The 21,358-nt window shown below is 39.0% G+C and carries 17 protein-coding genes and 4 tRNA genes; 3 read left to right on the top strand and 18 right to left on the bottom strand.

From position 1 onward, the window contains the following. The first annotated feature begins 236 nt into the window (after positions 1 to 236). A tRNA-Glu gene (locus RHP56_RS02040) sits at positions 237 to 308 on the top strand. A gap of 406 nt (positions 309 to 714) precedes the next feature. Further along, on the top strand, positions 715 to 1,662 hold the full coding sequence (gene hemH / locus RHP56_RS02035; protein ID WP_102753247.1) for a ferrochelatase: 948 nt from the start codon (positions 715 to 717) through the stop codon (positions 1,660 to 1,662). Positions 1,663 to 1,710: 48 nt separating this feature from the next. Here the strand turns inward: hemH and RHP56_RS02030 are convergent, their stop codons facing one another. The 14 genes from RHP56_RS02030 to pth form a co-directional block, all read right to left on the bottom strand. After that, the gene (locus RHP56_RS02030; protein WP_004164706.1) at positions 1,711 to 2,427 is read right to left on the bottom strand and encodes a YebC/PmpR family DNA-binding transcriptional regulator; all 717 of its coding nucleotides are present in this window, start codon (positions 2,425 to 2,427) and stop codon (positions 1,711 to 1,713) included. Between the two features lie 70 nt (positions 2,428 to 2,497). Continuing rightward, positions 2,498 to 3,031, bottom strand: coding sequence for an rRNA large subunit pseudouridine synthase E (locus RHP56_RS02025; RefSeq protein ID WP_011679265.1), 534 nt, complete (start codon positions 3,029 to 3,031; stop codon positions 2,498 to 2,500). A gap of 78 nt (positions 3,032 to 3,109) precedes the next feature. After that, positions 3,110 to 3,182 (bottom strand) — tRNA-Thr (locus RHP56_RS02020). 4 nt (positions 3,183 to 3,186) lie between these two features. Next, positions 3,187 to 3,259 (bottom strand) — tRNA-Asn (locus tag RHP56_RS02015). 106 nt (positions 3,260 to 3,365) lie between these two features. Continuing rightward, positions 3,366 to 3,438, bottom strand: a tRNA-Asn gene (locus RHP56_RS02010). Between the two features lie 62 nt (positions 3,439 to 3,500). Continuing rightward, the gene (gene lysS, locus RHP56_RS02005) at positions 3,501 to 4,988 is read right to left on the bottom strand and encodes a lysine--tRNA ligase (RefSeq protein WP_042250941.1); all 1,488 of its coding nucleotides are present in this window, start codon (positions 4,986 to 4,988) and stop codon (positions 3,501 to 3,503) included. 87 nt (positions 4,989 to 5,075) lie between these two features. Beyond that, on the bottom strand, positions 5,076 to 5,969 hold the full coding sequence (gene hslO, locus RHP56_RS02000) for an Hsp33 family molecular chaperone HslO (RefSeq protein ID WP_042250944.1): 894 nt from the start codon (positions 5,967 to 5,969) through the stop codon (positions 5,076 to 5,078). 108 nt (positions 5,970 to 6,077) lie between these two features. Beyond that, positions 6,078 to 8,180 carry an ATP-dependent zinc metalloprotease FtsH gene (gene ftsH, locus RHP56_RS01995; RefSeq protein WP_011679262.1) on the bottom strand — a complete coding sequence of 701 codons (2,103 nt, stop codon included), beginning with the start codon at positions 8,178 to 8,180 and terminating at the stop codon, positions 6,078 to 6,080. A gap of 27 nt (positions 8,181 to 8,207) precedes the next feature. After that, the gene (hpt, locus tag RHP56_RS01990; RefSeq protein ID WP_010277907.1) at positions 8,208 to 8,747 is read right to left on the bottom strand and encodes a hypoxanthine phosphoribosyltransferase; all 540 of its coding nucleotides are present in this window, start codon (positions 8,745 to 8,747) and stop codon (positions 8,208 to 8,210) included. Further along, positions 8,748 to 10,040 (bottom strand): tRNA lysidine(34) synthetase TilS, encoded by a 1,293-nt coding sequence (tilS, locus tag RHP56_RS01985; RefSeq protein WP_462794717.1) that lies wholly within the window; start codon positions 10,038 to 10,040, stop codon positions 8,748 to 8,750. A 30-nt stretch (positions 10,041 to 10,070) separates the two neighbouring features. Next, a complete protein-coding gene (locus RHP56_RS01980) occupies positions 10,071 to 10,469 on the bottom strand; it encodes an FtsB family cell division protein (protein ID WP_011679260.1) in 399 nt (132 codons plus the stop codon). An 81-nt stretch (positions 10,470 to 10,550) separates the two neighbouring features. Beyond that, on the bottom strand, positions 10,551 to 10,832 hold the full coding sequence (locus RHP56_RS01975; RefSeq protein ID WP_004164715.1) for an RNA-binding S4 domain-containing protein: 282 nt from the start codon (positions 10,830 to 10,832) through the stop codon (positions 10,551 to 10,553). Positions 10,833 to 10,847: 15 nt separating this feature from the next. Next, entirely contained in the window at positions 10,848 to 14,387 is a 3,540-nt protein-coding gene (gene mfd / locus RHP56_RS01970) for a transcription-repair coupling factor (RefSeq protein ID WP_059442301.1), read from the bottom strand. Further along, positions 14,388 to 14,954 (bottom strand): aminoacyl-tRNA hydrolase, encoded by a 567-nt coding sequence (gene pth, locus RHP56_RS01965; RefSeq protein WP_010291225.1) that lies wholly within the window; start codon positions 14,952 to 14,954, stop codon positions 14,388 to 14,390. Positions 14,955 to 15,079: 125 nt separating this feature from the next. Between pth and cbpA the strand changes: the two genes are divergently transcribed. Then, a complete protein-coding gene (cbpA, locus tag RHP56_RS01960) occupies positions 15,080 to 15,724 on the top strand; it encodes a cyclic di-AMP binding protein CbpA (RefSeq protein WP_011679258.1) in 645 nt (214 codons plus the stop codon). A gap of 71 nt (positions 15,725 to 15,795) precedes the next feature. On the opposite strand, the gene RHP56_RS01955 is transcribed toward cbpA, so the two are convergent. The 4 genes from RHP56_RS01955 to uvrA all read right to left on the bottom strand — a co-directional run bounded on the left by RHP56_RS01955 (position 15,796) and on the right by uvrA (position 21,355). After that, positions 15,796 to 16,398 carry an ATP-dependent Clp protease proteolytic subunit gene (locus tag RHP56_RS01955; RefSeq protein WP_004164719.1) on the bottom strand — a complete coding sequence of 201 codons (603 nt, stop codon included), beginning with the start codon at positions 16,396 to 16,398 and terminating at the stop codon, positions 15,796 to 15,798. 87 nt (positions 16,399 to 16,485) lie between these two features. Beyond that, entirely contained in the window at positions 16,486 to 17,430 is a 945-nt protein-coding gene (gene whiA, locus RHP56_RS01950) for a DNA-binding protein WhiA (protein ID WP_011679257.1), read from the bottom strand. Further along, positions 17,431 to 18,399: a gluconeogenesis factor YvcK family protein gene (locus tag RHP56_RS01945; RefSeq protein ID WP_011679256.1), complete on the bottom strand. Its 969-nt coding sequence runs from the start codon at positions 18,397 to 18,399 to the stop codon at positions 17,431 to 17,433. Positions 18,400 to 18,496: 97 nt separating this feature from the next. Continuing rightward, a complete protein-coding gene (gene uvrA / locus RHP56_RS01940) occupies positions 18,497 to 21,355 on the bottom strand; it encodes an excinuclease ABC subunit UvrA (protein WP_011679255.1) in 2,859 nt (952 codons plus the stop codon). Positions 21,356 to 21,358 lie beyond the last annotated feature (3 nt).

Genomic DNA, 21,358 nt, shown 5'->3' with positions numbered 1-21,358 from the left:
ACATGTTTATGATAGTTCCAGCATGGGTGCTGGCTAGAAACAATCGACCATTATTCGATACTATATCAGCTAAATTTCACATAGAATAGTCTAGCATTGATATCCAAAGAAGACAAGTGCTTAAACTGAAATGATAATAATTACTTGTCCAAAAATACTTATAAATAACTTGACGACTACTTAAAAACTTGATATTATATTATAGTCATCTGATACAGATTGACATTATTGACCATGGCTCGTTGGTCAAGTGGCTAAGACGCTGCCCTTTCACGGCGGAATCGAGAGTTCGATTCTCTCACGAGCTATATCAAGTCGCAACTCCGGTTGCGGCTTTTTATTATCTCTTCTTAAATAATCAACAATTCCTTTTATTTTAGACGTTGTCAGGCTTTTTTCTCCACGACGAATATGCTGACATTACTCAATCCTAATTCTATTGTTATGGAAATTATTTCAATTTTCAAAATAAACTGTGCTGATGATTTAAGGCTTAAAAAACATAGTCTCGACATACTATAATGTCAGAGCAAACAATCCGAGAAAAAAATATAGTATTTATTAACAAATTCGAATTATTTTTGTAAGCAAAAATAATTTCTAAATAAAAGGACAATAGTTATCCTTATCACAATTTTTGGCTTTTCGACATACATTTTAGTCAAAAATTGAGTTATAGTATTAAATATTAAACTAGATAAGGATCGCTTCCATATGAATAAAAAAGGTCTATTATTAGTCAACCTAGGCACCCCTGACTCCCCACATCCAGATGATGTGAAAGCATATTTAAAAGAGTTTCTATCAGATACCAACGTTATTCAAATGCCCAGACTACTCTGGCAACCCATTTTAAGAGGTAAAATTTTGCCTAAGAGATCGTTTAAATCAGCTGAACTTTACCAAAAAATTTGGCGAAAAGACGGTTCGCCATTAATGGTCTATGCGAAAAAACAAGTTGAGCAAGTACAGCAATTACAACCAAACTGGATTGTTCGTTGTGCAATGACTTATCGTAAGCCTAACATTGCAGAAACACTGAAAGAAATGCGTCTGGCGGGCGCTGACGACATTGTTGTATTGCCACTGTTTCCCCAATATTCTGTTACATCAACACAATCAGTCATTGATCAAGTCCATAAGGCCGACAAAAACATTAACATTGTTAAGTCATTTTACAACGATGAAGCCTATTTGGATTTATTAGCTAGAGACATTCGCGAGGCGTGGGCTAAAAACGATTATGATCGTTTAATCATTAGTTATCATGGTGTTCCCGAATCATATGTTCGTCGTGGTGACCCTTATGTTGACCACTGTACAGCAACCACACAAGGCGTTTTAGAGCGCGTTGGGCCGTTAACACCTGATAATACTCACCAGGTTTTCCAATCACGATTTGGGCCAACTGAGTGGGTCAAACCATACTTAAGTGATACACTAATGTCACTGCCCAGCCAAGGTATCAAACGTGTCCTAGTAGCAACTCCAGCATTCGTAGCCGACTGCTTGGAAACCATCGAAGAAATTCACGTTGAAAATCATGATATTTTCAAACAGGCAGGTGGCGAAATCTTTGATGTTGTCCAACCTTTTAATGAACATATTGATTTTTCCAAATATATTGCTTCTCTTGCGAACCGGCATTTTGCACAAAATTAATTCACAAATAAAAAACGCAATGAATGCCATTGCGTTTTTTATTTATTATTATAATTCAACGTTATGATAAACTTTTTGAACATCATCGTCAGATTCTAATACATCAATTAACTTTTCGAAAATTTCTAAGTCTTCGCCTGCCAGTGTCATTTCTGATTGTGGCAACATGCTGATTTCCGTAGTTGAGAAATCGCTCACACCACTTTCACGCAGAGCAGCAATTGCTTGATGCAAAGCAGTTGGTTCTGTATAAACAACAATATGATCATCTTGTTGTTCGGCGTCACGAACATCAACTTCAGCGTCTAGCAGTGTTTCCAACGTAGCATCGGCATCTTCACCCTCAAAAACAATCACGCCTGTTTCATCGAATAAATAACTAACAGAGCCAGCAGCACCGTAAGTTCCACCATTTTTATTGAAAGCTGTGCGCACATTTGTAGCTGTACGATTAACGTTTGATGTCAACGTATCTACAATAATCAATGAACCGTTTGGTCCAAATCCCTCGTAACGTCCCTCGATAAAGGTTTCATCCCCTGAACCCTTTGCCTTTTCAATGGCACGTTCAATAACGTGCTTTGGCACTTGTGCTTGCTTAGCACGTTCAATAACAAACTTTAATGTTGAATTAGCCTCAGGGTCTGGACTGCCACCTTGCTTCGCTGCAGCATAAATTTCAATGCCATACTTACTGTTAACTTTAGCGGCAGCACCATCAGTCTGCGCCTTCTTCATTTTAATGTTTTCCCATTTACGTCCCATGAGGTCACCTCTTTTAATTTACATCTTTTACTATTATAACCGTTTATGATGCTTTTGCACCACAAAATCATTACTTCACAATTCGATATTGTCCTGGTTTTAAGTCGGCAATATGATATTCACCAATATGTGTCCGTATCAAGCGTAGCGTTGGAATACCAACAGCTGCTGTCATACGGCGTACTTGCCGATTACGGCCCTCTTTTATTTTTAATTGAATAAAACTCGTTGGCTGGTTTTTACGAATACGGATTGGCTTCTCTCGTTCCCATAACCATTTTGGGTAAGGAATACGTTTGACTTTAGCTGGTAAAGTTAACCCATCTTTTAACGCCACACCTTGCTCAAGTTGCTTTAGTTGTGACTTTGTTGGGACCCCTTCTACTTGAACAACATAAGTTTTATAGGCTTTATTATCAGGATCAGTCAATTCATGATTCAGTTTACCGCTATCAGTCAGCAATAATAGGCCCTCACTGTCCATGTCCAAACGACCAGCGGCATAAACCCGTGGAATATCAATGTAGTCAGCCAAAGTTGGTCGCCCTTCAGCATCAGTAAACTTAGTTAAAACATTGTACGGTTTATTGAATAGTACAATCATGTTTTTCAATTGCGTCCTTTTCATTGTAAAAAAATAAGCAAACCTCAGATGATTTGCTTTGCAAGATATGCATAATAGTGCCGACGAGAGGATTCGAACCTCCGACCCCAGGTTTACGATACCCGTGCTCTACCAACTGAGCTACGTCGGCGAAACTCCGACTGCCGGGCTCGAACCGGCGACAACCTGATTAACAGTCAGGTGCTCTACCAACTGAGCTAAGTCGGAATGACGTTGCTAACACAACTATATTATTATGCCATGAGTGAGAAAATCTGTCAACAGTTTATCACATAAAAAAGAAGCAAATCAAGATGATTTGCTTCTCATAAAACTCCGACTGCCGGGCTCGAACCGGCGACAACCTGATTAACAGTCAGGTGCTCTACCAACTGAGCTAAGTCGGAATAATGTCGCTAACACAACTATATTATTATAACTAATTGTGTAACGACTTGTCAATGATTTATTATTCTGGACGCATTGTTGGGAACAACACAACGTCACGAATTGTGTCAGAATCAGTCAATAACATGACCAAACGATCAATACCAACACCAAGTCCACCTGTAGGTGGCATACCATATTCCAAAGCTTCTATGAAGTCTTCATCAATGCCTTCAGCTTCGTCATTACCATTCTCACGTTCAGCCGCTTGAGCCTCAAAACGTGCACGTTGGTCAATAGGATCGTTTAACTCAGTAAAGGCATTCGCATACTCACTACCCATAATAAACAATTCAAAACGATCAGTAAAACGAGGATCATCGGTATTTTTCTTAGCGAGTGGTGACACTTCAACTGGGTGTCCATAAACAAATGTTGGTTGTACCAAAGTGTCCTCAACGAACTCTTCAAAGAATGCGTTGATAATGTGACCAACACCCCAGTATTTTTCATACTTAACATGCTTATCATCTGCTAATTTTTGCGCATCCTCAACAGACATTTCCTGCCAAAAATCAATACCAGTTTGTTCTTTAATCAAGTCAACTAAATGCTTGCGCGCAAACTTTGTACCAAGATCAATTTCAGTTCCCTGATAAGTAATTTTCAAGTCATCTGAGACGACAGAAGCGGCAGCTTTGAAAATACCTTCAGTTTCGTCCATAACATCTGTAAAGTCCATATAAGCTGCATATGACTCCATTGTTGTAAACTCAGGATTGTGCTTTGGATCCATACCCTCATTACGGAAAATACGGCCAATTTCATATACACGTTCCATGCCACCCACAACCAAACGCTTTAAGTACAATTCTGTTGCGATACGCATGTACATATCAATATTCAAAGCATTATGATGTGTGATAAATGGACGGGCTGCAGCACCACCGGCTTCAGTTTGCAAAATTGGCGTTTCAACCTCAAGGAAATCATTTCTATCCATATATGCACGAATAGCAGAAATGATATGTGAGCGTTCTTGGAACTTTTTGAAAGAATCTTCATTGGCAATCAAATCCAAGTAACGCTTACGATACCGTGTTTCAACATCAGAAATACCATGGAACTTATCAGGCATTGGACGAAGAGCCTTAGATAAATGTGTTAATTCTGTAGCCAAAACTGTTAATTCACCAGCTTCAGTCTTCATCATAATTCCCTTGATTCCAAGGAAGTCACCCAAATCTGCTCTTTTAATAATCGGATAATTATCTGCTAAATCATCACGTCTTGCATAAACCTGAATTTTTCCAGAAACATCACGAAAATCAGCGAAAATAACTTTACCTGCGCCACGCTTTGCAACCATACGACCTGCAATAACAACTTCATGTTTTGCATTCTCTAACTCTTCTAAAGAGCTGGCATCATATAGATTATGCAGTTCTTGCGCTTTTGCTGTACGTTCAAATCGCTTACCGAATGGGTCTAAGTGTAAATCACTAACGATTGTTGCCAACTTTTGTCGACGCGCTAGCATTTGATCATTAAGGGCTTTTTCTTCAGCCATTTGTATAAAATCCTTCCCTATTGCGCGTTTTTTAAATACACGCCTACTAACTAAATATCATACCAAAAAAAAACAATAATCTCAAAGTCACTCGTTATTTTTTTCAATCTGCTTCAAAATTTCGGATAATTGTTCCTCTGTGAAAAAGTAACGCTTTCCGGAGAACTTTCCCACAATTTCAGCGCCATGGTCTTCTTTGATCATTGCCTGAATTTCAGATGCTGGAAGTGTGAGCAACATTTTAGCATAAGCGTCTTTGGATGGCTCTGCGGCCAAACCGATGCCAGCTGTTTGAAGGATCTCAACTTCACCTTTCCCAAAAATTTCTTCAAGCACTTCTAATGGCGTATATCTTTCTTGAATCATTTCAGAAAGTGGTTTCATATTTTTTAGAGCTACCTCAAGTTGATCAATTGCTTCATCAGTAGCGTCAGGTAGCGCCTGAACAAGAAAGCCACCTGCTCCAGCAACCGTATCATCACTGTTCATATAAACGGAAACACCTATAACCGATGGTGTTTGCTCTGATTGTGCTAAGTAATATGTAAAATCGTCCCCAATTTCTCCGCTAACCAATTGACTCTGACCTATGTAAGGATCAGAATAGGGAGCAAACTTTGTAACCTGTAGAAAGCCATTTTTTCCAACAGCTTTAGCCACATCAAGCTGTCCCGCTTCATTTATAAGTGTCTCAAGGTTAGGGTTGGTTACGTAGCCACGCACACTTCCTTTAGCATCAGATTCTACTACAACATTGCCAATTGGTCCGCGTCCATTAATTTTTGTTGATAAGGTTTCTTCACCTTTCAAAACGGCCTGAGCTGTCAAGGTCGTGGCCAACAAACCACGTCCAAGAACAACAGCAGCAATACGCGATGTTTCGTGGATTTGCGCTGCCTGATGGACGAGATTGGTCCCATTTATGGCAAACGTACGAAAATACTTGTTTTTAGTAATTGCTTTGATAAATTGATCTGCCATAATTTTCCCTATGTTTAATTTAATATTTTTTTATTTAACAGTTTATTACTTTTGTATTTGCTAAACACATGACAAAATAAAAAGTCGACGTCACCGTCAACTTCTATTTTACTTATTTTCTGTATTATTGTCATCTGTTTCTGACTTATCTGTTGAATCAGTATCCTCATTTTTGGACTCTGAGTGATCGTCAGATGACTTTTCTTCATCTTGTTTTTCAAAGCGTTGTTCAGCTTGTGAATCCTTAGCATCAGCAGCAGCTTTTGCTTCTTCAAACGACTTTGCTTTTGCAAGCTCTGTATCATCTTGGATATCCTTACGAGTAAAGGTTCCTGTTAGATAAATATCCTTGATTTGCTTTTCATCTAATGTTTCAACTTCAAGTAGAGCCTCAGCAATTGCTGTCAATTTGTCTTTATTGTCGCGCAATATAGCAATAGCATCATCAAATGCTTCACGTGCCAAACGACGTACTTCCTCGTCAATCAAACGAGCTGTTTCTTCAGAGTATGCACGGTTACCAGCTTGATCAGCATAGCCAACGCTAGCATTACCTTCAAGTTGAACCATGCCTAACTTATCAGACATTCCGAAAGCCGTAACCATTTGACGAGCCAAACCAGTTGCTTGTTGGAAATCATTTGACGCGCCTGAACTAGCTTCGTTAAACATAAATATTTCTGAGGCACGACCACCCATCAAACCTGCCAGTTGCTCCTTAGCCTCTGAATATTTTAAGTTATATCGATCATTCTTAGGCGTCATTAAGGCATAACCACCAATGCGACCACGCGGAACAATAGTAACTTTTCGAACGACTGAAGCTTCTGAACGAACTAATCCTACTAACGCATGACCAGCTTCATGATAGGCAGTTGTACGACGCTCTGATTCAGACATGTTATGGTTTGTCTTGGCTGGACCTTGGAAAATACGATCTTCAGCCTCATCAATATCTGCAGCATCAACTTTGGACTTGTTTCGACGGGCAGCAAGTAATGCCGCTTCATTTAACAAGTTTTCCAAATCCGCTCCAACATACCCTGGAGTTTGCTGAGCAATAGCTTTCAAATCAACATTGTCTGCCAATGGCTTGTTCTTTGCATGGACGTTTAAGATTGCTTCACGTCCTTTAACATCCGGCGCTCCAACTAAAATCTTACGATCGAAACGACCTGAACGAAGCAACGCTGGATCTAAGACATCAGAACGGTTAGTAGATGCTAAAATAATAACACCTTCAGAACCTTCGAAACCGTCCATTTCTATCAAAATTTGGTTCAAAGTCTGCTCACGCTCATCATTACCACCGCCCATGCCTGTTCCTCGACGACGGCCAACTGCATCAATTTCATCAATGAAGATAATGGCTGGCGCAGATTTCTTAGCATTTTCAAATAAGTCACGAACACGGGATGCACCAACACCAACGAACATTTCTACGAAATCTGATCCTGACATTGAGAAAAATGGTACGCTAGCTTCACCAGCAACAGCTTTGGCCAAAAGCGTTTTACCTGTTCCGGGAGGTCCCTCTAGCAATACACCCTTTGGTATGCGGGCCCCTAAGTTCACAAACTTCTTTGGCGCTTTTAGAAATTCAACAACTTCAACCAGTTCTTGCTTTTCTTCTTCGGCACCAGCAACATCAGCAAAACGTACTTTGTTATCCTTGGGATCTGAAGGTTTGGCTTTGGATTTACCAAAGCTCATCATGCCACCTTGACCACCTTTTCCGCCGCCAGCTTGGTTCATCATCAGGTAAAATACCGCAACAATCAACAAAACGGGTACTAAGGATACCAACAAGTTTAACCAAAATCCAGAATTTTCAGCTTGTTTAGTCACTAATTCTGTTTTAGTCTTTGTAGCAGCGTCTGTCACTGACTTTAGCGACGCATCATTGGGTAGCAAAGTTGACGTAAACTTAGTTACCTTTTGTGTAGGTTGGAATAAACTAAGTCCCTTATCCTTGGTTGCTGTTTGTGCCTTCTTATACGTTCCAGTAACATTATAGATGCTGTTACCAGGCTGTACTGTAACTGACTTCAATTCTTTATCATTCAGTGCTTTAATAAATTCACTTGATGTAATCGTTTTCGTGGTTGTCTTATCGTTACCAAACAAGCCGTAAACCATTCCTACAACAGCAAGAAATATGAAAATATAGAATACACTGCTTCGTAAGAAGCCACCTTTATTATTGTTCATTGTATTTCCTCAATTCTTGTTCGAAGTTTATTTAGTGTATACTTCTTTTTTCAAAATACCGACATAAGGTAAATTGCGGTAGTGCTCTTCATAGTCAAGGCCGTAACCAACTACGAATTCATTACGGACATTGAATCCTGCATAGTCAGCATCAACTTCGACTTTTCGACCTTCAATCTTATCAAGTAAAGTCGCTACTTTAATTGATTTTGCACCACGTTTCGCAAGTAATTCTTTCAAAAAAAGTAATGATTGTCCAGTATCGACAATGTCTTCTAAAATGATAACATCTCGTCCTCGAACATCTGAGCGAACGTCTGTTACGAGCGTTATTTCATCAGAACTTGAGACACCGCCATGATAACTAGAGATTTTTATAAATTCTAGTTCAGCATATAAATCTACTTCGCGCAGTAAATCAGCTGTCCAAAGGTAGGCGCCTTTCAGCACTGATAAAAACAAAGGCGTTGAACCCGCATAATCTTGGGTAATTTGTTTTCCTAAACGCTCTGCCGCTTTTTGAATACTTTCTTGGTCATACAACACTTCTTGTATATCGTTATCCACTTAGGTTTCCTCAATTTGACATACGAGCCAATATGGCTGTGTATTTTCTTTAACAGCAAAATCCGCATTTACACGCCACTGATTACTGCGTAAATGCACTGCAATTACTTCATCATCGGCTGTCGCAAGAACCCACATCATTGTACGTTCTTGCGGCGTCAGTTTCTCATCAATTGCTAAACGTCGTAAATTTTTATGGCCGTTTATGAGAGCAATTTTATCACTCGCTTTTGCTGGGCGCAAGCTTAGATATGGTAATGAACGCGTAAGCTGAAACTTGATAAATGATTGGCCGTTCATAGGGACATTATCAGTCCACATGAACGTTGTTTTTGCAAAAGAATGCCATTGCTTCAATTTTAACATAACTGGCGTCAAAACTTGCGCCATATTTTGTTGTTTTTGTATACTAATTTTTTGATAATTTTTTATGAACTCAAAATTATCTGCCAGAGCAATTTTTCCATTCGGTTTATGGGTATTGCTCAACAATTGAATCATTTGCTGCAGTTGATTTTCTTTAATGTTAAATAGCTTATTTTTTTGGAGCCAATATTTCAGTGTTGGTAGTTGCCAAAGTGTAGGAATCTTCTGCCAGTCTTGAATATCATTAGCGTATATTTTAGCCTGATTATCAATTAACCGCTGTTGTTGTAAAATTTGTGCGGCCATATTATTAATATGTCTGACGGCTCGTTGATTAATAGTTGTTAATTTTGGTAAAACATCGTTACGCAATAAATTTCTCGGCGTATAATCAACGTCAAAGTTCGTTTTATCCTGACGCCACCCCAACTGATTATCCTGTGCATAAGTAATTAGTTCTTGTTTAGTTATCGACAAAAAGGGCCTAATAACTTTATGGTTCTTTGTTTGCATGCCACCCATTTGTTGTAGTTGCCCTCCTCGTATCATCTTAAGAAGGACTGTTTCTGCTTGATCGTCTGCGTGATGGGCAACAGCGATTGTATTCGTGTGATACTTTTGAGCTAACTCCTCAAAAAAATCATAACGAAATTGACGAGCTGCTTTTTCCACTGCATGGTCAGGAATATGTTGCCAGACCTGTTCTTCAAATATGGCACCAGTTTGAGTCGCAAGCTGCCGAACGAAGGCAGCATCTTCATCACTTTCCTCACGTAACCTGTAATTCACGTGTGCAATAACAAGGTTGGCCTTAGTTTTTGACAACGCATGAACTAGAACTACGGAGTCAACACCACCAGAAACTGCAACGATAACTGTCTCTGGCCAATTATACTGTTGTATAGTTTGCAAAATTTTTTCTGTCATATACGAAAAAGGCACCCCTAGGGCGCTTCCTTAATTATTATCGGATGGTAAATTATAAACAAGTTCTCCTTGCTTTGAATAACCATATTTGTCTCGTAGTAGTTGCTGTAAGTACGTTGCGTCTTTTAAACGTTTTGTATCAGCAGTTAAATCAGTATTGGTTTTTTGGACTTTTTCCAAACGATCTTGTGTATTCGTTAGTTCTTGATTAGCCGCATGCAACTTCACTTGGCCTATCAAGAGTTGCACAACAAAAATTATCGCTATCAACCCGCCAAAAAGAAGAATTTTTTTCTCCCGTCGCGCGTGCGCCTTGCGATAATGTTTTGCCGCTTCCGAGTTAGCACGTTCTGATTTTTTAATTTCACGTGCTATCGCTGGGTTTAACGGTGTAATATTTGATTGTCTTCTTTTAAAATTACCCGCCATAGTGAATTCTACCTAATGTAATTTTGTCACGTTCTTTATCATTTTACAATAATATTTAAACTAACTTAAACATTTTGGCTATTATTCGTCACCAATTTTACGAAAATCTTGCTGAAATTTCTCACTAATAACTTCATACATGTCAGCAGATTCTTCTTTTTTGGTTGTTTCAACAATTTTGAGTACTTTAACTGTCAGCGTTTTGTTTCCAAAACGTACTTCTAATTCATCATTTGTGGACACATCTGATGATGACTTAGCAACTTTACCGTTAATTGAGATTCGTCCTTGGTCAGCAATCTCTTTGGCGACCGTCCGACGCTTAATTAACCGCGAAATTTTAAGATATTTATCTAAACGCATATTCTTCTCCTATATTTAATGATGAAGTTCATTTAATGTTTTTGCTGATAATTTATCAATAATGACTAACAAAAAGTTCCGTAAAATATTGAGCCAGATACTACTTTCTGCGACATCGTTCACAGTGAAGATCACTTGTAAATTACCTTCTTCTGTTCGTACAGCTGCTTTTAACGGCACGTCAACCATTGTCTCAAATATGGCTTCTCCAGCTAAGTTTTTCGTTGCTGTTTCATTAAATGTCATAATTAATTGTTTTCTTTGGCGTCGTATATTCGTAATTTGTGACTGATCAGCTAACTGCTTAATTTGACCTACGAGCAATAATCGTGCCACCTCATCTGGCATTTCACCAAAGCGGTCAAGCATATCAGACTCAATGTCTTCAAATTCTGCATCCGTTCTAGCCTGACGAATGCGAGAATACAATTCAATTTTTTGTGCATTATCACTAACGTACTCATCTGGCAAATAAGCTAGCACACCTAAGATTAATTCTGCATCCGTTTCTGGTTGGGTTGTCGTAACTTGTTTCCCCTGTTTTTGTGCCACAGTATCTTTCAACATTTGAGTATACATGTCATAACCCACTGAATCAATAAATCCGTGTTGTTGTTTACCGAGCAAATCACCTGCACCACGAATACTTAAATCACGCATAGCTATTCTGAAACCTGAACCGAGTTCCGTGAAATCGCGTATGGCCTCAAGTCTTTTCTCGGCTTCTTCTGAGGGTGTACGCGTAAATGGGTAAGTAAAATATGCATACGCTAAACGTGTCGAACGCCCAACACGACCACGCAATTGATAAAGCTGTGCCAACCCCATATGGTCAGCATTTTCGACAATTAAAGTATTTGCATTAGGGATGTCGACACCTGTTTCAATAATTGTGGTTGTTACTAGAACATCATATTGTCCATTCAAAAAGTCATATAGGATACTTTCAAGCTGTGTTTCTGACATCTGCCCATGAATTGCAGCTACACGCGCCGAAGGAATTAATTCTTCTATTTGACTAACAATACGGTCTAGGTCAGCAACACGATTGTGTAGATAAAAAACTTGACCGTTACGTGCAATTTCTTTTTCAATCGCATCACGAACTATTTTCCAATCCATTGCCAAAACATAAGTTTGAATTGGATATCGGTTTGCAGGTGGTGTTTCAATGACAGATAAATCACGGGCGCCCACCATAGCCATATTAAGCGTACGTGGAATTGGTGTTGCAGTCAATGTTAGGACATCAACACTTGTTCGTAACTGTTTTAGTCTTTCTTTATGTTTAACACCAAACCGCTGCTCTTCATCTATGATTAGTAAACCAAGATCTGAAAAGTCCACATCTTTGCTCAACAAACGGTGCGTACCGACAACTACATCGATTTCGTGATTTTGAAGCTGCTCAATAATCATTTTGTTCTGGGTTGGCGTTTGAAAACGACTTAATACGCCAATTTTAATTTCTGGAAAATCACTAAATCTAGCCAACATTGTTTCATAATGTTGTTGAACCAAAATTGTAGTTGGCGCTAGAAAGGCGACTTGTTTACCAGAATGAGCAGCTTTAAAAACAGCACGCAAGGCAACCTCAGTTTTTCCAAAGCCAACGTCTCCCACAAGTAACCGGTCCATTGGTCGCAGCTTTTGCATATCAACTTTAATTTCTTCAATACTGCGAATTTGATCAGGTGTTTCTGGGTAACCAAAAGAATCATCAAACTTAATTTGGGCATGATCATCCGGTGGAAAAACGTACCCTTGCTGCGCTTCACGTTTAGCGTATAACTCTAATAAATCATCAGCAATATCTTCAATTTTTGCCGCAACTTGTCTTTTTGTTTTAGCCCACTCACTACCACCCAATTTGTTTAACTTAGGTTTCTTAGCAACATCAGATGCACCAACATATTTTTGAATAAGATTAAGTTGTGTGACAGGAATAAATATTTTCGCATTTTGCTGATAAGCAATTGTTAGATAATCCTGTTTTCCACCGTCAGCTTCAATTGTTTGCAAGCCTTCATAGCGACCAATACCATGATTAATATGAACAACGTAATCGCCCACATTCAATTCATTATAAGATTTCAAACGCTCTGAGTTAGCAATTTTGCGGGTTCGCGGTGCGGAATGCTTTGCTTGTGTAAATAGTTCATGTGTAGTTAGTACGGTCAAATGTAATTTTGGCCATTCAAATCCAGCTGATAGCTCACCTGGCATAATTTGTACTTGGTTTTTCACTATATCTCGCGTCTCAGTGACCGGTACTTCTAATTCAGATAAACTACGAGAAAAGTTAGCCCGTCGTTTAGCGTCAGGAATTAATAACACCATTGTAATACCAGATTCCTGTGCATATATTAAATCATTTTTCAAGGCAGGAATTTGTCCATAATACTGATTTGCTGGGCGCGTTGTCACTTCTTCAACATTGGTAAACTTAATTCGGTTGAGTCCACGCTGAAAATTAGCTAAGTAGATTGTCGCATGTTGATTACTTGCTAATAAATCGGTGATTTCAGTTCGCCAAGTTTGTTTTGGTAATAACTGATACGCTTCAATTTGCTGCTCAATCCATTCCTGATCACGTGTCATTTGCTGAAGTCGCGTTTCCATTAATCGTGTGTATTCATCAATGATGATTAACGAATCAGTTGGAAAATAGTCAAGTAGGGTTGTCTGGCCATCAAAGAAAAAAGGAGCATATGGCACTAACACACTACCTCGTTCTCGTTCGTTCAACATATACTGTGTGGGAGCAAAGCCATCCGTGGCATGCTTTTTATCAACCCCGCTTAGATTGGTGCGGTAATCGCTAAAAGCGCTTTCAATCGCTAACTTAGCCTGGTCATACTGATGCTCTGATACGATAAAATCTGTCGCCGGTTCAATATTGATTTCGTCAAAACTAGTGGTACTTTTTTGGGTCGCAACATCAAAGCTCTTTAATTGGTCCAATTCATCATCAAAAAAGTCAAGTCGAATAGGATCATCAAAGGTAATTGGATAAACATCAACAATTGATCCTCGATGTGCGAATTCACCTGGTGTTTGAACTAATTTAGTTGGCGTATATCCCATCATCATTAAAGTGTTTTTAATGACATTCAAATTGTAAGCATCCCCAACTTTAACATGTAAATGTGCTTGTTCCAGTGACTGCTTTTTAGGTACCAAACGTTCTGCACCTGCCAAACTTGTAACCACAATAATAGGTTTTTCTGTTTTTAAGGCAAGTAATGTTTGTACGCGTTGTAGTCGTAATTCAGAAGAACTAATTGCCATTTCTGTGGCAATAGACTCTTCTGCTGGAAAGTTGTAGACCAGATCTTCAAGCAAAGATGACAGATCATCGAAAAATTGATCAGCATGCACTTGCGTGTCAGATATAATCAACATTGGTCGGGGATTTTTACGGTATAAGGCAGCAATACTAGCCGCACGAGCGGTGCCATTCACGCCTAAAAGCAACTGTGCTGAGCCCACAGTTGCCTGTTCGTTAAGTTTTTTAATTGTTACTGTGTCACTTAAAAAGTCTATTAATGTCATTTATCCATTATATCGATTACTTAGTTCAGGTGCTGTGGCACCTTGAATCCAATCCGCTATCGCTTGCGTACTACGGTCCAACATTGCGTCTATGTCTGGTTTTTCTGCTGCAGTAAATTTTCCTAAAACATAATTAACAACTACATTTTGCTCATGAACAGGATGCCCTAGTCCAAATTTCAAACGCAGAAATGTCTGGGAACCAGTATGCGTCATGATGCTTTTTAAGCCATTATGACCACCCGCCGATCCTTTCGCACGAAAACGCATTTTACCAAATGGTAGATCCATATCATCAACCAATACTAATACATCATCAACATCTCCGTCGTAATAGTCCAGAATGGCTCGAACGGCTTTACCAGAATCGTTCATGTATGTTGTTGGCTTAACCAACATGACTGATTCTCCGCCTATGATTGTCTTAGCAACCAAAGCAAATTGCTTACTTGGAGAAAATGACATATGATTTGCTGTCGCAAAAGCATCAACAGCCATAAAGCCAATGTTGTGGCGTGTTTGGTCGTATTCTGCACCAATATTTCCAAGTCCAAATATAAATTTCACGTTTCTATTCCTCATAAAGCATTCTAAAATAATCTAACCTCCAGTATACCACGCACACACTACAATTTTGTGTTATCATATTGTATGGCTATTTAATGATAAAAAAATTAGATTAGGACAGGATAATGTTTCAAAAATCTTTGGTAATCCCTAAATCGGAGTTAACAACCGTAACCGAAAATGCAACAATTCAAGAAGTGTACGATATTTTTAATGATCCAGAAAATGCACACACACGCACCATGCCTATTCTTGACGAATCAGGCAAGCTTTTTCGTGGTAATGTCTATAAACAACACGTTTTTGAACACGTTGCAAAAAACGGGAATATGAACTTACCTGCAACAGCCATTATGCGCAACTCAACAAAATTCATTTACACGAATAGTAAATTTTATGAAGTTTTTTTTGCGATTAGAGATTTACCATTTATTGCTGTCTTAGATGAAAATCATCAGTTTTATGGTATTTTTACGCACGATGCTTTAATGGACTTATTGTCACAAAGTTGGTCAGTCCGTTCTGGGGGTGTTGCCATAGCTATTTCAACACATAACACTCAAGGGGATTTGAGCAAAATTTCTAAAATCATCACACGCTATTCAAATATTGAATCACTACTTACCATTCAATCTGAGCTTAAACCCTTAACTGTTCTCTTCACGCTTCCCTTGCAAGAAGATAGCGAGCAATTGGAAAAACTTATCAAACGCTTAGAAAAGAAAGGTTATCATGTTTCAAGCGTCGAAAATTTAAATCGTTTTAGATAATAAGTAATATACAAAAACACCGCACCAAGGTAATAAAACCTTGATATGGTGTTTTTTTCGTGTATTGCGTATTACTTTGTTGCTGGTTTTTCACCTGATTTTGTTAAAATACCATCAATGAAACCATATTCCAATGTTTCTTCAGCACTCATCCAATTATCACGTTCAGTGTCGCGGCCAATTACCTTCAAATCCTTACCTGAAGCATCAGCTAAAATTTTGTTCAACTTGGCACGTGTCTTCGTCAATTGTTCTGCAATGATTGCCATGTCAGTTTGCTGTGTTCCACCGGCAGCACCGCCCATTGGTTGGTGGATGAGGTATTCAGCATTTGGCAACATAAAACGATGCCCTTTTTCACCGGATGCAGCAATGATTGTTCCCATTGATGCCGCTAGGCCCATTACAATAGTTGTTACTGGTGCCTTAATGAAATTCATTGTATCAGTGATTGATAATCCAGCTGTCACCGATCCTCCGGGTGAATTGATATACATAGAAATTTCTTTTGTTGGATCTTGAGCTTCTAAGAATAGCAATTGCGCAACGATTGATGTTGCCATACTATCTTCAATTTCGCCCTGTACCAAAATAATACGATCTTTTAACAAACGTGATGGTAAATCATAATTTTCACGTCCATTGGCAGTTTGTTCAATAACTCCTGGCCACATATATTTTACCTCATATCTTAGAGTGGTTAATTTAATAATTAACTTATATATATTTTAGCACATTAGAGACGAGAGTGCTAAAAAGTTTTACAACTTTGTTAAATCATAGTCTATACCTTGCTCAATCATTGTTGCCAGTTGTGTTAATTTACGCATGCGATGGTTAGCACCAGATTTACTAATATCTAGTACTTCACCTAATTCTGCCAACGTTTCATCAGGATATTCTAATCTTGCCTTCGCGATGTCACGCAGTTTTTTTGGTAATATGTCTAGACTACCCAATGTATCAATAATTAAATTAATCTGACTAACTTGTTTATTAGCTGCGATTGCTGTTTTTTGCATGTTTGCTGTTTCAGCATTGACCAGGCGATTAACTGAATTACGCATATCACGCATCATACGAATATCCTCAAACTTGAGCATAGATTGAGTCGCACCAATTGTTTGCAAAAAGTCCACGATTTTTTCTGCGCGTTTCAAATAGACAATAAAACCATTACCTCGCTCAGAAATTTTTGATGGCAAATCAAATTCTTGCATCATTATCATCAATTGCTCAGCTAGTTCTTCGTGGGTCGTATAAATTTCCAAATGATAGTTAGCTCGTTCTGGTGAATTAACTGATCCAGCAGCCAAAAAAGCACCGCGTAAAAAAGAACGCCGTTTGTCAACTTGATTTAGCATACGCGGAGGTACTTCTGGATGTAAGCCAAATGGATCAATACCTAAATCATCCAGTACCTCATCAATCTTAGTTTTTAGTAATACCCCATAGGATTTGTGTTGTGATAAATGATTGTGATCTGTTACGCTGACTTCAACTTCAACTTCAACGTAAGTTTCTTTTAAGAGTGTATAAATTCGACGGGCAATGGCAGCGTTTTCAGTTTGTACCCGAATTGTTTGATCAAAACCAAGGGTACTAACCCCGTTCATTCTCATTAAAGCTGCCAACTCAGCTTTTGCATTTCCGGCATGAACAATCAAACCAGTCAGCTCTTTTTTTACATCTGCTGCATATGACATTTAGCACTGCTCCAAAATTTTCAATAATTCTTCAGTAATTTTTTGACCATCATGAAATGCACCAGCGTCACGTAACTGCAAAAAATCACCTGAAATTTGAGTTGCTCCTTGAACCACAACTGCCTGCTCGTCAAGCTTCACCTGATTAGAAACCTCATTCCACTTTTGAAAGTCGACAAAATCATCAGGAACCTTTTCACTATTTGAAATGACATAGTCAATTGCTTGCATGCCAATATGTGCATTTAAAGCAAGGAGATGTTGTGCATCTGTATAAGCATCAGTTTCGCCCTTTTGAGTCATAATGTTGGCAATGTAAACTTGCTTGGCTTTAGTGAGCTGTAATGCCTCACGGACTTCAGGCACAACTACATTAGGTAAAATTGATGTAAACAGACTTCCGGGACCATAGACAATTAAGTCCGCACTCAAAATCGCTTCAACAACCTCTGGAGCAGCTTTAGGCTCTTCACCCGGTTCATCACCTGTTACCCAAACATGGTCTATTGTTTGATGTGCATGTGTTATTTCAGCTTCTCCAGCAACTGTGTTGCCATTCTTAAATTCAGCATGTAGCACTAGAGGCTCGTTAGAAACAGGATAAATATGCCCTTGAACATGCATAAAATTAGCTAGATATTGCACCGCATCAAAAATATTTCCATGCATTTCAGTCATCGCAGCGATAATTAGATTTCCAACAGCGTGCTTGGCAAAAAAATCATCTTTTGCATCAAAACGATACTGCATAACCTTTAAAAATTCCGCGTCCGTATCTGCCATTGCTACGAGGATATTTCTAATATCTCCGGGAGGTACTATATTAATGTAGTTTCGTAGTAGTCCACTTGATCCACCATCGTCAGCCACTGTCACAATTGCTGATAAATCAACTTCTTGTTTCACAAGCGGCTTGATAATTACAGGTAGACCCGAACCACCACCAATAATGACGATTTTGGGTTTCATATAATAGTTAACCTTCCATATACTTACATTCATTTTAACACAAAACCACCCAACAAATTGCTAGGTGGTTTTAGTCGTTGCTTGAGAGATTTCTTGTTTAAGCTCGTGACAAATCGCGCTCAATTACTTCTTTCAAGTACTTACCGGTATAAGATCCTGCCGTTTTCATCACCTTTTCAGGTGTGCCGGCGACCAAAACTTTTCCACCACCAGCGCCGCCTTCTGGACCCATGTCAATTATCCAATCAGCTGACTTAATCACATCCAAGTTATGCTCAATAACTACAATAGTATTGCCAGCATCTACTAGCCGTTCCAGCACTTCTAGCAAGCGAGCAATGTCGTCAGTATGTAAACCAGTAGTTGGTTCATCCAGAATATAAATTGTTTTACCATTAGTGCGTCGATGAAGTTCCGATGCCAATTTCATACGTTGGGCTTCACCACCTGACAAGGTCGTTGCAGATTGCCCTAGTTTTACGTAACCCAAGCCCACATCATTAATCGTTTGTAGCTTTTTAGCAATTTTTGGAATAGGCGTGAAAAATTCAAGTGCCTCTGAAGCAGTCATGTCTAAGACTTGTGATATATTTTTGCCTTTATAGGTAACTTCCAACGTTTCTGAATTATAACGAGTACCACCACAAACTTCACAGGCTACATACACATCAGGCAAGAAATTCATTTCTATTTTGATCACACCATCGCCACGACAATTCTCACAACGACCACCTTTTGTGTTAAAGGAAAAGCGTCCTTTGTTGTATCCACGCATTTTAGCTTCATTTGTTTGTGAAAACAAATCACGAATATCATCGAATACACCTGTATAGGTCGCAGGATTAGAACGTGGTGTACGTCCAATTGGTGATTGATCAATATCAACTATTTGTTCTATATTTTCAGTGCCCTCAATCGATCGATACGCACCTGGTTTTTCAGAGTTATTATTTAGTTTTTGTTTCAAAGCTCGCTTCAACACTGTATTGACTAATGTTGATTTACCAGAACCTGAAACACCTGTTACCGCAACAAACTTTCCTAGAGGTATCTTTGCAGTAATGTTTTTTAAGTTATTTTCTTTGGCGCCTTTCACCGTAATCCAGTTGCCATTCCCTTTTCGGCGCTTGGCAGGTATTGCAATAAATTTTTTCCCAGATAAATATTGTCCAGTTAATGAGCTTTTGTTGGCTTCAACTTCAGCTGGCGTGCCACTAGCCACAATAGTACCGCCCAAAGCACCAGCACCCGGGCCGACATCTATCAAATAATCAGCCGCACGCATTGTATCTTCATCGTGCTCGACAACAACTAAGGTATTTCCTAAGTCACGCATACGATGCATTGACTCTAGCAACATATCATTGTCACGCTGGTGCAAACCAATGGAAGGTTCATCTAAAACATAAAGAACTCCTGATAAATTAGATCCAATCTGAGTAGCCAAACGGATTCGCTGAGATTCTCCGCCAGAAAGCGTTCGTGCTGAACGAGAAAGTGTTAAATACTTTAAACCTACGCTTTGTAGGAAGCCAAGACGATCCTTAATTTCTTTGATAATAGGCGAGGCAATCTCACTATCCTGTTGTCCCAAGGAAACACTATTAAAAAATGCCAATTCTTGATCAACCGGTAACTCCGACACCTCACCAATATGTTTGCCATTAATTTTGACTGAAAGTGCGGCCTTGTTTAGGCGATAACCGCCACAGGCTTTACACTTTAATTCTGTCATATAATGAGTCATTTGCTCGCGCGTGAAATCTGAATTTGTTTCCGTGAAACGGCGAGCAATGTTATTTATTACTCCCTCAAAGGGGATATCAACATCACGAACCCCGCCAAAATCATTTTTATAATGGAAGTGAAAATCCTTTTCATCAGAACCATTCAGAATTAAATCTTGTTGTTTTTTAGGAAGTTTATTAAATGGTGTGTCCATGTCAATAGCAAATTGCTCAGCAAATTGACGCAACATTTCCGGATAATAATTGGATGATATTGGATTCCATGGCAGAATAGCTCCCTCATTCAAGGTTTTCGCATCGTCCGGAATTACTAAATCAATATCCACTTCGCGCGTGACACCCAAACCTTGACAAAACTCACAAGCTCCTAATGGTGCATTGAAACTGAACAAGCGCGGTTCTAATCGCCCTGCACGAAAATCCTTCAACTCTCCAAGATAGTGGTCAGAAAACTTTAATGGTGCAACTGGATTTTCATCATCACGAGTTACCACATCAAGTTCAACTTGGCCGTCATTCAAACGAACAGCTGCTTCAATCGAGTCAAATAGACGTGACCGAGAATTGCCACGTAAAACAATTCGATCGATCATAACGTCAATGTCGTGAGGCTTGTTTTTATTAAGACTCAACTGCTGTGAATCAATCTCAATAATATCTCCATCTACACGAGCTCGAATATATCCCTGTTTGCGCATATGGTCAAATGCTGTTTCATGCGATCCACGTTTTCCTCTAATGATTGGTGCAAATACTTGTAATCTTGTACCCTCAGGCAGGTTATTCAATGTATATTCAACCATTTGATCGATTGTATACATAATTTTTGTACCATCTTTTGGATCATCCGGTCGCCCAACACGTGCGTATAGTAAACGGAAGTAATCATTGATTTCAGTCACTGTACCAACGGTTGAGCGTGGATTATTAGATGTTGTTTTTTGGTCGATAGAAATAGCAGGTGATAAACCATCAATAGAATCGACATCTGGTTTGTCCATTTGACCTAAAAATTGGCGTGCATAAGAACTTAAACTTTCCACGTAGCGCCTTTGCCCCTCTGCGTATAGGGTATCAAAAGCTAATGATGATTTACCTGATCCAGATAGACCAGTAACGACTGTGAGTTGATTTTTAGGAATATTTACATCAATATTTTTTAAATTATGAGCGCGAGCACCGCGTATTTCGATATGATCTTTTGCCATTAT

It is taken from the genome of Leuconostoc sp. C5 (assembly GCF_056530425.1).
Note: the sequence above shows the minus strand (reverse complement) of the source record. Positions and strands in the feature narration are given on the sequence as shown.